This is a genomic window from Nitratidesulfovibrio vulgaris str. Hildenborough (assembly GCF_000195755.1).
Classification (GTDB): Bacteria; Desulfobacterota; Desulfovibrionia; order Desulfovibrionales; family Desulfovibrionaceae; genus Nitratidesulfovibrio; species Nitratidesulfovibrio vulgaris.
This window is the reverse complement of record NC_002937.3, coordinates 3558175-3570858: the sequence shown is the minus strand read 5'-3', so window position 1 is coordinate 3570858 and position 12684 is coordinate 3558175. Positions and strand designations below refer to the sequence as shown.

The 12684-nt window shown below is 62.0% G+C and carries 8 protein-coding genes; 5 read left to right on the top strand and 3 right to left on the bottom strand.

Annotation, left to right across the window (positions count from 1 at the left end; translation table 11 throughout):
* Positions 1–144 precede the first annotated feature (144 nt).
* Positions 145–1455 carry a M23 family metallopeptidase gene (locus tag DVU_RS15900; RefSeq protein WP_010940649.1) on the top strand — a complete coding sequence of 437 codons (1311 nt, stop codon included), beginning with the start codon at positions 145–147 and terminating at the stop codon, positions 1453–1455.
* A gap of 586 nt (positions 1456–2041) precedes the next feature.
* Here DVU_RS15900 and DVU_RS15895 read toward each other — a convergent pair.
* The gene (locus DVU_RS15895; protein WP_010940646.1) at positions 2042–3385 is read right to left on the bottom strand and encodes a glutamine synthetase family protein; all 1344 of its coding nucleotides are present in this window, start codon (positions 3383–3385) and stop codon (positions 2042–2044) included.
* A gap of 458 nt (positions 3386–3843) precedes the next feature.
* Between DVU_RS15895 and DVU_RS15890 the strand changes: the two genes are divergently transcribed.
* Entirely contained in the window at positions 3844–4698 is an 855-nt protein-coding gene (locus DVU_RS15890) for a hypothetical protein (protein ID WP_014524179.1), read from the top strand.
* 235 nt (positions 4699–4933) lie between these two features.
* Here DVU_RS15890 and topA read toward each other — a convergent pair whose 3' ends face one another.
* Positions 4934–7216, bottom strand: coding sequence for a type I DNA topoisomerase (gene topA, locus DVU_RS15885; protein WP_010940644.1), 2283 nt, complete (start codon positions 7214–7216; stop codon positions 4934–4936).
* 105 nt (positions 7217–7321) lie between these two features.
* On the opposite strand from topA, the gene DVU_RS15880 reads away from it, so the two are divergent.
* The 3 genes from DVU_RS15880 (at position 7322) to DVU_RS15870 (ending at position 11411) form a co-directional block, all read left to right on the top strand.
* Complete coding sequence (locus tag DVU_RS15880) at positions 7322–8176, top strand: M48 family metallopeptidase (protein WP_011791322.1); 855 nt, start codon at positions 7322–7324, stop codon at positions 8174–8176.
* A gap of 167 nt (positions 8177–8343) precedes the next feature.
* Complete coding sequence (locus DVU_RS15875; RefSeq protein WP_010940642.1) at positions 8344–9357, top strand: VgrG-related protein; 1014 nt, start codon at positions 8344–8346, stop codon at positions 9355–9357.
* 698 nt (positions 9358–10055) lie between these two features.
* Entirely contained in the window at positions 10056–11411 is a 1356-nt protein-coding gene (locus tag DVU_RS15870; RefSeq protein WP_014524178.1) for an SO_0444 family Cu/Zn efflux transporter, read from the top strand.
* Between the two features lie 564 nt (positions 11412–11975).
* On the opposite strand, the gene DVU_RS15865 is transcribed toward DVU_RS15870, so the two are convergent.
* Complete coding sequence (locus DVU_RS15865) at positions 11976–12497, bottom strand: periplasmic heavy metal sensor (RefSeq protein ID WP_010940639.1); 522 nt, start codon at positions 12495–12497, stop codon at positions 11976–11978.
* Positions 12498–12684 lie beyond the last annotated feature (187 nt).

The window sequence follows — 12684 nt, the reverse complement described above, 5'->3', positions numbered from 1 at the left end:
GTCTGCGGGCTTCGGCTGGACAATTGGGCTGTGGGCGGCTAGGGTCTCCTCGGCAACGGGCCGAGGTAGCCGCCCGCTTGTCCTCCTGAAGGTTCGTTTTCTCTTCGTTGTTCCCGTTTCCCAGTAGCTTATAATCGAGATACCATGCCCTACACCCGTATACCGAAACGTGGCTGGCTCGCAGTGGGTCTTTTGATCGCCGTGGCTGTGTCCGTCATGTTGCTTCGCTCGCCCTCCACCCCTCCTGAACTTCCTCAAGCCGACAATGGCACTGTCTCCATATCGTCCAATGCCACCGAAGCCGCTCCCGAAGCGACTGCAGAGCAGCCCGAGAACCGTGTCGTGCGCGGTGTCGTCTCGCAAGGCGATACGGCAGGTAAAATCCTGCAGGGATGGGTGACCTCCAATCGTACTCAGGCCCTTCTCGACGCCTGTCGCAAGGTCTATTCGCTGGCCATGATTCGCACCGGGCAACCCTACACGGTCGTTGCCAATGCCACCAACGGCAGTATCGAACGTTTCGAATACGAGATTGACGACGACCGCAAGCTGGTCGTGAACGCCGATGAAGCCGGTGAGGGGTTCATCGCACGGGTCGAACCCATCCATTACGAGTATGAACTCACGCGCGTCGATGCTGTCATCGACTCCAACCTGTTCCAGGCCGTGGCTGACGCCGGTGAATCGCCGGGCCTTGCCATCACCCTTGCCGACATCTTCGGCTGGGAAGTGGACTTCATCCGCGACATACGTGAGGGAGACAGCTTCTCGGTACTGGTCGAGAAGCGTTACCGTGATGGTGATTTCAAGGGATACGGCAGGGTCATCGCCGCAACCTTCACCAATCAGGGTGAGACCTACGAGGCGTTCTACTTCACCGACGATTTCGGAGGGCCCGCCTACTACAACAAGGACGGGCAGAGTCTGCGCAAGTCGTTCCTCAAGGCCCCGCTTTCCTTCACCCGTGTGACGTCGGGTTTCTCGAAGAACAGGCTGCATCCCATCTTCATGGAACGCAGGCCCCACCCCGGTATCGACTACGCTGCGCCCACCGGGACTCCCGTCAAATCGGTCGCCAACGGCGAGGTGAAACAGGCGGGATGGGTCAACGGCTACGGCAATCAGGTCATCGTGCGCCACGGCGGGAGAATGGAGACGCTCTATTCGCATCTCTCCGGCTTCGCCAAGGGCGTGCGCAAGGGGACCAAGGTACGTCAGGGGCAGGTCATCGGCTATGTCGGTGCCACCGGCTGGGCCACTGGGCCGCATCTAGACTTCCGCATCCGTCAGGGCGGGGATTTCGTGAACCCTGCCAAGATGATGAACCCCCGCAGTGAACCCGTGGCCAAGAAGCGCATGAAGGCTTTCGGTGACAGGGTCGCCTTCATACGCACCTTCATCGATGGGACGCGTAACATCGCCGAGTACCGCAGGGACATGATCCCCGACGTGTAACGACGTCTTCCGATGGCATACCGGGCCTTCTGCACCACACGTGCGGGAGGCCCTTTTTCATGTCTTTTGCCGCGGGTCTGGATAGCGCGTCCACAGTCGCTGGTCCTCTTCCCCTGTTGTCCCTTGCGGTGCGCATTGCGTCTCATGTGCTGTCGGCGGGAGTGTGTCTCTCCGGCTTGCCGTGTGTGGGACTCCTGTAAGGTAGCTTCTTGTTCTGTCGGTCCGGTAGCTGCTCGGGCGTCAGCTGGTTTCGATGTTCGTATCTTTTATATCTATATGTTTTGATTAGATAACTCATTGTTCGTAATCCTGTGCGTACCATGTGCGTGATGGTGCGTTACCGTGCCCCGTCATGCATCATGAAGGCATGATCATGGCTGCCCCGCGTGTCATCACATACTCGGCGGGAAGGATGTGCGTAACCGGCACACGCCATGCGCGCAGAGACTGTGAGCGCGGGTTGCGCGGTTCAAGTGACGTATGGCTGCTACACCGGGCACAGGTGGCTTTCGCGAACATGGAAGGGAAAGGCCCGGCAGTCAGCTGACTGTCGGGCCTTGGCGTAAAGGCGATGTGGGGGGCGTCCCTATAGGATGGGCAGGTAGCGCTTCAGTTCGAATTCGGAGATATGGGTGCGGTAGTCGTCCCATTCGATGAGCTTGTTACCCACGATGTTGGCGTGGGTGTGCTCGCCGAGAATCTCCTTCATGAGATTGCTGTTACGCAGTTCCATGGCGGCTTCGTACAGCGACCCCGGAAGCGAACCGATGCCGTGCTTGCCAAGGTCTTCCTCGCCCATATGGAAGATGTTGGCTTCCACGGCCTTGGGAAGCTCATAGTTGTTCTCGATGCCCTCAAGACCTGCACCAAGCATGACCGCGAAGGCAAGGTAGGGGTTGCATGCGGGGTCCGGCGAACGCAGTTCGATGCGTGTGGCCGCTTCCTTGCCGGGCTTGTACATGGGCACGCGGATGAGGGCCGAACGGTTGCGTTGCGCCCACGCGATGTACACCGGTGCCTCATAGCCCGGCACGAGGCGCTTGTAGGAGTTTATCCACTGGTTGGTGACGCAGCAGAATTCGCGGGCATGCTTGAGCAGACCGGCGATGTACGAGCGGCACTCGTGCGAGAGGTTGTGCTGGTCGTTGGGGTCGAAGAAGGCGTTCTTGCCGTTGCGGAACAGCGACTGGTGCACATGCATGCCGCTGCCGTTCTCGCCGAAGATGGGCTTGGGCATGAAGGTGGCGTAGATGCCGTGCTTGCGTGCCATCTCCTTGACCACGACCTTGTAGGTCATGACCACGTCCGCCATCTTCATGGCTTCGTTGTAGCGCAGGTCAATCTCGTGCTGCGAGGGGGCCACTTCGTGGTGCGAGTACTCGACAGGAATGCCCATGCGCTGCAGGGCGAAGATGATGTCGCGGCGCACGTCGTTGCCGAGGTCGAGGGGGGGCGCGTCGAAGTAGCCGCCCGCATCGATGGGCGTGGGGCACTGCGGGCTCGAGAAGAAGAAGAACTCCAGTTCAGGCCCCACATAGAAGGTGTAGCCCTTCTGGGCGGCCTTATCGATGAGCTTGCGCAGGATGTAGCGCGGGTCGCCCTCGTACGGGGTGCCGTCCGGGGTGCGGATATCGCAGAACATGCGTGCCACAGGGCGTTCAAGCGGACGCCACGAGCAGATCTGGAAGGTGGTGGCATCGGGGAATGCCACCATGTCACTTTCCTCGATGCGCGTGAAACCGAGAATGGACGAACCGTCGAAGCCCATGCCCTCTTCGAAGGCGGCTTCGAGTTCGCTTGGGGTGACCTGAAAGCTCTTGAGATTGCCGAGAATGTCGACGAACCAGAATTGTACGAAGGAGACGTTGTACTCCTTCACGGCACGGATGACGTCGTCGCCGTTCTTGCAGTTGAAAACGGGGATGTCCATGTCTCCCTCCGGGGAAGAGGATTACGATATACTTGCCGTATGTTCACGGCCTTCGGCCATGCCTTTGAAGCGTGTGTCATGGTGTGCGGCTGCGTCGTGATGCGACCTGCGCACACTCCCTTACATTATTGGAAGATGACAGCTGCGGCAAGGGGGGGCGTTGACAATGTTGTTCAGCTATTTTCCCTGTCGCGGCTGTCAGCGGTACCAGTGGCAGAGTGATGGAGAGTGGAATGCGAAGAGCATTCTGCTGTTGTGACGGCCATAAGGCAGGCTGCCCCCTGCTGCTTCACGCTGTCCATGTCAACGTCGCATGAGAGGTGTTGTTCATAACGTGAATAACCATCTATTTTTATTGTAGGATGTGTGGGTTTCCACTGCCTCGGCAGCGCCGGATTGATAACGTAAAGTTCTGCGTTCATCCGCCGATAAGAGGCCTAGACAACGGAGTGTACGGCATGGAAGGTATCGGCTCATCATTCGGTCTCGGTGGACCCGGCGGAACGGCATCGCTGTTCGCCGGTGTGCTGCACACGGATGTGACGGCTTCCGCCTTCGCCGATGAGGTGGCACGCCGTGCCGTGCCCGATACCGCCGTCAGTGCAAGCATCGCAGCAGGCGACACCATATCCCTCTCCGCCGAAGCCCTTTCGCTCGCCGGACAGCAATCTCCGGCGTCCGGAGGCGAAGGCACCGGTGGTGATGCCCGACGTGAACAGCTTGCCGCATCGCTGGAAGATGCCATGCGCCATGTGGCTGATGCCCACGGGGACCGTGCCGCCACCGCGTTCATGGGTCTCGTGATGAAGCGTCTCGGCGACGGGTCTGTCAGTGAAGAGAGTCTCGGCAACGGGTTGCTGGACGGACTGCGTTTCATCGACAGGCAATTCGGTACCGCAGCCGGTGACAGCCTCATCGCCCGTTTCAACGGCGGACTCAACGACAGTATCAACGGCTTCTTCGGCAACGGACATGACGAGCTCTTTCTCGCCTCGACCACCATGGTCGGGCAAGGCGGTGCATCCGTCACCGGCGGTGTGCTGCCCACGCTCTCGCCTGCCGGGGGAGGCACGGAAGGCGGCGACCTGCTGAAGCAGATGCTCGAAGACCTGAAGAACCTGCGCCTTTCCGGCGTGGATGAGACAGGTACAGGTGCCGCGGCAGCTGCATCCGGGAATGCCGATAGCATCGTGTCGTCCGCCAATCCCGTTGCGATTCAGAGTGCTAACTCAGGTGCCCTGAAGACCCCGTTTGCGGCGTATGCCAGCCCTTCGCCCTCCTCGTCCGGGCTTTTGCTCGACATGTCGGTCTGACGCCGTCGGCAACGCCTGCTTCGCCTGCTTTCCGGTCTCCATCGTGCGTCCCTGGTGGCGTCCACCCCTCTTCTTCTCCCTCTGTGCCCTGAAACGAGAATGGCCCCGTGATGTTGCACGGGGCCTTGGTTATCCGGGATTCTTGCCCGGAGAAATATGATTTCTTCTGCTTTAGCAGAACGTTGCAGTGTCGTTAACTTTTCGGAAGGCTGACGTCTGCTTTCCGTATGCTCTTCTATCCCTCGTCGTCGGGAAGTTCCTGCGTGTAGCGACAGGTCTTTTCGGGGCAGGCGATGTGCAGGCCCTTGGCACGGGTGCTCTTCTTCACCAGCAGCGGCGACCCGCACACGGGGCACGGGCCGGGTACGGGCCAGTCCCACAGTGCGTAGTCGCACTTGGGGAAGCGGTTGCACGAGTAGAATATCTTGCCGCGCTTCGAGCTTTTCTCCACCAGTTGACCGTCGCAGCCTTCACGCGGGCAGGCGATGCCCGTCGAGAAGGGTTCGGTGTGGCGGCAGTCGGGGTAGCCGGTACACGCGATGAAACGGCTGCCGGTGCGTGCCTTCTTGACCACGAGGTCCTTGCCGCACTCGGGACAGGTGCCTACGGCTTCAAGCTCTTCGCGGGCCCGCTGTTCGATGACGATGTCGCCCTTCTCGTCGCGGGAGAAGTTACTGGTGAACTTGCAGTCGGGGTAGGCGGTGCAGGCGAGGAAGGGCCCTGCCTTACCGAACTTCACCACGACGGGCTTGCCGCACTCGGGGCAGGTGACGTCTGTGGGCAGACCGCCCTTCACCGTCTCCATGGCCTTGGCAGCGGATTCCAGCGTGGGGTTGAAGTCGGCCGAGAAGCGTGAAAGCAGTTCGACCCAGTCGAGTCCCCCTTCTGCCACCTTGTCGAGCGAGTCCTCCATCTGGGCGGTGAACCCGACATCCATGAGGGTGGTGAAGTGGCGCGCCAGCAGGTCGCACACCGTGGCCCCGAGGTCGGTGGGCACGAAGTGCTTGTCCTCGAGGCGCGTGTAGTCGCGGTCGATGAGCGTGGAGATGATGGAGGCGTAGGTCGACGGACGGCCTATGCCGCGCTCTTCGAGTTCACGCACCAGAGATGCTTCGGTGTAGCGCGCCGGAGGCTGCGTGAACTTCTGTTCCTTCTCGACGGAGACGGGGTGCAGGGTCTCGCCCTCCTGCAGTGGCGGCAGTTCAGCATCGCCCTCCTCCTTCTGCGGCATGGCCGCGAGAAAACCGGGAAAGAGCATCCGTTCGCCCTTGGCGCGCCATTCGGCGGGGCCGCATGCGATGGCAACGGTGGTGTCGTCGAAGCGTGCCGGGGCCATCTGCGAGGCCACGAAGCGCGACCACACCAGTCTGTAAAGCTGGAACTGGTCGGGGGGAAGCAGGTGCTTCACGCTGTCGGGAGTCACGTTGACATCGACGGGACGCACCGCTTCGTGGGCGTCCTGCGCGCTGCCCTTGGTCTTGAACTGCCGGGGCTTGGCCGGGCAGAAGTCGGCACCCCACGTCTCGGTAACGAAGGCGCGTGCGGCGTCGCGTGCCTCGTCGGAGACACGCACCGAGTCGGTACGCATATAGGTGATGAGGGCCACCGTACCCATCTCGCCCAGTTCAACACCTTCATACAGCCGCTGCGCGATGTTCATGGTGCGCTTGGCGGAATAGCCCAGTCGCTGGTTGGCGGCCTGCTGCAAGGTGGAGGTGATGAACGGGGGCTGCGGCTGGCGTTCGCGCTTCTTGCGTTCGACGGCGGTGATGACGAAGGGCTTGCCGCGCATGGCGTCTTCAAGGGCGTTGGCGGCGTCGGCGTCGGCTACATGGGCCTTCTTGCCGTCTATCTTCGCGAGTTCGGCCTTGAAGGGGGCGTATTGCGGGTCGGGGCTTGTGGGCGTTGCACCGGGCACGTTCTTGGCGAACATGGCGCGGAACAGCCAGTATTCCTCAGGTGTGAAGGCGCGGCGTTCACTCTCGCGGTCGACGATGAGACGCAACGCCACCGACTGCACACGCCCCGCCGATATGCCGCGCTTGACCTTCTTCCACAACAGCGGCGAAAGTTTGTAGCCCACCAGCCTGTCGAGAACGCGGCGCGCCTGCTGGGCGTCGAACAGGGCGCGGTTGAGGTCGCGCGGGTTCTCCAGCGCCTCGCGCACGGCCCGTGCGGTGATCTCGTTGAACTGGATGCGCTTGATGTTGTCTGCCTTGCCTTCGATGAGCGCGGCCACATGCCACGCGATGGCTTCACCTTCACGGTCCGGGTCGGGTGCGAGGTAGACGGTGTCTGCCTTCGCAGCCGCTTCGCGAAGCGTGTCGACGACCTTCTGCTTGCCGTCGATGACCCGGTACTGCGGAGCGAAGTTGTTGGCCTCGTCCACGCCGATCTCGTTGGTGGGCAGGTCGCGGACGTGACCGACGCTCGCCTGCACGACATACTTGCCGCCAAGGAATTTCTTGATGGTCTTCACCTTGGCGGGAGATTCGACGATGATGAGGTCCTTGCCCATGCGTGTGGTCCTTCGCGGAGGAAACGGCTATACGGTGGGTGGTGGCGGGAGTGGCCCGCCTTATGGGCGCGTTTGCCCGCTTTCAGGAAGGGGAACATACGACAAATGACGATTCCGTCAAGCCGCGATACCGTGACGCACACCCGAAGGGCCCTCTCCACGGTGGGCAAGGGCCTTGCCGCATTACGACATCTGCTGCCTCTGCTGCTGTGCCTTCTCGTGCTGGCCGGGTGTGCCAAGGCCCCGTATACCGGGAGAAGCCAGTTCATCATGGTCTCACCCCAGCAGGAGATGGCCCTCGGACAGCAGGAGTCAAGAAAGATCCTTTCAAAGGAACCGGTGAAGACCGGCACCGACGAGGCGCAGCGTGTCGAGACCGTTGGCAGGCGCATAGCCGCCGCAGCCCGCCGTGGCGATTTCAGGTGGGAGTTCCATCTCATCGGCAAGGATGTCGCCAACGCCTTCTGCCTTCCGGGGGGCAAGGTCTTCGTCTATGAGGGCATATTCAAGTACGCGGATACCGATGCCGAACTCGCCACCGTCATGGCACACGAGGTGGGACACGCCATCGCGAGGCATGGTGCCGAACGCATGAGCCGCGCCATGATGGTGCAGATGGGGCACGATGCGGCTGCCATCGCGTTGGGCGTGGCCGGAGGTTCTCCGGCAGCGGTGCAGGCGTTCAGTCAGGCCTATGGCACAGGTGCCAACGTGGGGCTGATGCTCCCCTTCGGGCGTGAGCAGGAATACGAGGCCGACCGTATCGGACTCATGCTCATGGCACAGGCAGGTTACGACCCGCGTGCCGCGCTCGATTTCTGGCGCAAGATGTCATCCGCCCCCGGAAAGCGGCCCCCGGAGTTCCTCTCGACCCACCCCACGGGGCAGCATCGTATAGCTGAACTGCAGGCCCGCATGGGCGACGCCCTGAGGGTGTACCGCCCTCCGTCGGGGAAGTGACGGCGGCGGGTGCATTCAGGGTCTTCTTCACGCGGTCTATCTGTCTAACATGGCGTCCTCAAAGCATGTCCTTCGGCAGGTGCGGTTCTTGCTATGCACCTGTCGCCAGACCTGCGACCCGTTCCCCGAAGCGAGACCGGGGCGCGTCGCATGAAGCCGGAGGAACCATGCCTTACGACAAGAATCTCATGCCGGATGTGGCCCGGGGACTGTCCCTTCCCGCACCTCGGTCTTTTTCGAGCAGACAGGGCGGCGCAGGCTTCGGGCAGGTGCTTGCCCAGCAGGGTGCCGTCCCTGACGACGCCGAGGCCGCAGGCGCACGCGCCCTTGCGGCCATGGCACAGGTGCTCGAAGGACAGGGGGGCGGCATCGGTTCCAACGGGGCCATGGCCGCACGTAGCCTTCTGGCGCTCACGGGCAAGATGCGCCTTGCCGGTGAAGGCGGCATGGGCGACGCCATCTCCGAAGCCACCCGCACGGCGCAGGGCAAACGCACCGCCGCAGCACCGCGTTCTGCGCGGGCGTCACGTTCCGGCGGCAGTGGTGATGTCTCCGGTCTGGGGTCCCTTGCCGCACAGTTCGAATCGGGTGACGAGGGCATCGCCGCCATCGGCTATGACAGGCATGGCGGAACGTCCTACGGCAAGTTCCAGATAGCCTCGCGCCCCGGCACCATGGACCGCTTCCTCGACTATCTCGACGGTCAGGCCCCTGACATCGCCAGTCGATTGCGCGAGGCAGGGCCCGCCAACACAGGAAGCCGTAACGGTGCCATGCCCGATGCGTGGCGTGCCATCGCCGACGAACAGCCTGCCCGTTTCGAGGCCTTGCAGGACCGTTTCATCACCGAAAGCCACTATGTCCCGGCGCTCGATGCCGTCAGCAAGCAGGCGGGTCTCGACAAGGGGGCCTTCTCTCCTGCGCTGAAGGAGGTGTTGTGGAGTACCGCCGTACAGCACGGGCCGGGTGCCGCTGCGCGCATCTTCAACAGGGCCGTGGACCTCGCCGGAGACGGCAAGGGCAGCCAGCATGAACGTGAGCTCATCCGCAATGTGTACGCGGTACGTTCCGAACAGTTCGGTTCGTCCACGTCACGTGTGCGCGAGGCGGTACAGCAGCGGTTGCAACGCGAGATGCAACTCGCCCTGAACATGGTGGGTAAGGGCCCGGACCGCGCCTGAAGCCAATCGACCTTGCCAGAAGCCTGCAATCGGACTGACACGGGCAAACGGGCTGAAGTTTGGAAATCAGCCTGAAGCTTGGAATCGGGTGATGCCGGGATACCGCGCGTTGATGCAGGGCGACCTGTGGCGTGCCGAGGAGTCCGGCTGGTGAAGACCGGTAAGGGCCACCTCATACCCTTTGTGGACGGGCATGTGCGCAAGGGTGCGAATACGGCGATAAGGCCCCGTCTTCCGGTGACCTACAGGGAAGGTTGACCCGTGTTCTTGTCTGAAGCGATGCTATGACGTCCCGGCCCTCGCGCCGATGTCGGGGGGCGTATCTCGTGCCACCTGTCGTCATGGCTTTCAGTCCGTGTCGTACCGCTGATGGTGTGACCGGCGTCGCGAGTGCTGTCTTTCCGCAGATGGCGACACCCTTTCAGTTTTCGTCCTCCTCCCTACTGTCATAATGCCGTTGCGGCGATTGCGGTTCGATACCCTTTTGACGCTGCAACCGGGCACGTCCCCCTCCGCAAGACGCCGGTGGCAGGAGTGGCCTTTATTCGTTGTCGCGCATGTCGACGGCTGTCTCCGATGCTCTCGACGCTTTCTTTCAGTGTGTTGCCCTGTCGGCCATATGTTGACATGGCGCGTCCTTTGTCATACCTAACGCATGAACAGATGTTCATATGTTTATTATGCAACCCGAGGACACCATGACCCTTATCCATGACATCATACTGGCATCGTGGGATATTCTTCTTGAAGCGGCCCCCTATGTCCTCTTCGGCTTCTTCGTTGCCGGACTGCTGAAGGCCTACGTCCCCGCCTCCTTCGTCGCGCGCCATCTCGGGCGTGGGCATGTGGGCCCTGTCTTCAAGGCTGCCCTCTTCGGCATTCCCCTGCCGCTATGTTCGTGCGGTGTCATCCCTGCCGCCGCCGGGTTGCGTCAGCAGGGTGCCAGCAAAGGTGCCACCACCTCGTTTCTCATCGCCACACCGGAAACGGGGGTAGACTCCATGGCCGTGACATGGGCCTTGCTAGACCCTGTCATGACCGTGGCGCGTCCCTTCGCCGCCTTGCTGACCTCTGTGGCGGCAGGGCTCATGGTCGACCTTTTCCCCGAAAGGAAGCGGGGTGAGTCAGAGATATCCCCCCCAGTGATGTCCCCTTCACGCGACGCGGCGCTTCATGACGGCCCCACCACTCTGCCCGCGCCCGTCATAGCCCCCGTCCTGCACGGTGCCGCTGGCATTGCCGCGGCCGGGAGTGTCTCTCTGGGACCAATCAGGGAACACGCCGCGTGCACCTGTTCTGGGCACGCTTCCGTGGCTGCTTCTGCGTGTTGCGGCACGTCGCACAGCGTGTCTGCGCCATCCGGCGCGTCATGCGGTTGCGGGAGTGCAGCGCATGCGCATTCCGGCACGGGCTGTTGCGGACATGATACCCCCATCGGGCAGGTCAGCGGCGGCTTCAGCGGTGTGGTGGAAAGGTTCCGTGGCGGGATGCGCTTCGCCTTCGGTGAACTTGTTGCGGACATCGGCGGCTGGCTGCTGCTTGGCGTTGTGCTTGCCGCTGTCATCACCATCCTCATCCCGGACGACCTTTTCTCCGGAACGTTCGCCTCGGGTATCGGCGGCATCCTTCTGATGATGGTGGTGGGCATTCCGTTGTATGTCTGCGCGACGGCCTCCACCCCCATCGCTGCGGCCTTTGCCCTCAAGGGCATCTCACCCGGGGCTGCGCTGGTCTTCCTCCTCGCCGGGCCGGCGACCAACGTGGCCACCATCACTGTCGTGGCGCGGATGCTCGGTCGCAAGGCCGCTGTCATCTATGTCGCCGTCATCGGGGTCATGTCAGTCGCACTTGGGCTGGCAGTGAACATGCTCTACGGCTGGCTTGGCATGGGTGTGACAGGCTGGGTGCAGGGCAGTGCCGACGCGGAACCGGGTATGCTCTCTGCCGTGGCGGCTGTGGTGCTTCTTCTGCTGGTGCTGTACCAGTGGCTGCCCGCCCTTGTGGCCCGTCTGCGCGGCGAGGCCCACCCTGCCGGGTGCGGCTGCGGACATTAGTACAATGTGCAAACAGGTCTGACGGTGTGAAGCGGCAATGCGCTTTCGCCTCAGGTGGTGAACGGATAGGGCCCACAGTCGCGAAAACCGGCTGTGGGCCTTGTTGACGGGCGAGGCTTGCGCACCCTTTCGGTACATGGTGATGCCTTGCGGCATGAAGACGTCACCGCCATGGGTCTTCTTCCAAGGGACACAGGGGGAGTGCCGGTCGCCGGTTTACTGCAGTGACAGGATTGAGAAGGAAGCCTGCTTTCCGGCGTCGGGATTGCAGGGACCGTGAGTAGCTTCGAAGGCGAAAGCTGTGCGTGGGCGCTGCCGGGGCAGCAATGGATATCGGCGAAGGTGCCGACAGGTTGTCTGGTCGTCGGCTTGTGTGAACGTTGCGGGGTGCAGGAGTCACGAGTACGCTACGTGATACCGTTTCATCCCGTGGTAGCCGTTGCCCGGGCGGCTGATGCCCGCTAGACACGCACTGCCCCGAAGTCTCGCCCATACACACGACAAGAGGCCACCCGTGAAGGTGGCCTCTTGTCGTTATTTGATCGCTACAGGCGTTGCTGCAACTTACATGTTCTGGCCGCGGTGGGGGCCTTCGCCGTCATGCATCTGCATCATGCCGGAGCCCATGCCGCCCTTGCCGCCCATCATGCCGCAGCCGCCGCCCATGCCGCCCATGCCACGGTGTCCCATGGTGGCGAAGTGGGTCTTGATACCGACTTCCTTCTGCATGCTCGCGTCGAGGTTGGCGGCTTCGGTGCGGTACTGGGTGCGCAGTGCAGTGATTTCGTCCGTGAGCTTGCGGATGTCTTCGGGCTTGGTGTTGGGGTTGCTGGAGAGGGCGTTCAGTTCGGTGTGCTTGGCCCACAGCTTGTCGCGCAGCGGCGTCACCTTGGTGTTGAAGGCGTCGATGAGGCTGTCGAACTTGGCCTGCTTCTCGGGGGTGAGGGCTTCATAGGCCTGACCCATCATCTGCCCCTGACCATGGTAGTTGCCGTGCCCGCGGGCGAAAGCGTTGTTGGCGGCGGTGCCGAGGCTGACAACGGTGGCGAGGGCGATGATGCCGAGGGCGATGCGCTTGCTGTTCATGATGTTCTCCTTGGGTGTTTATGGTTCGAGGCAAAGGGCCTCATGTTCTCGTTGCCCTTGCTAGAGCATGGAGCGTGCCAAACTCTATTTGGCTCATCTAACTTTTTGTTTTCAAAGATTAATTTTTTGAATGCCATGCCTGGGTGAGTTTGCATTCCGGGAGACGGACCCGAAATGCGTATGAAAA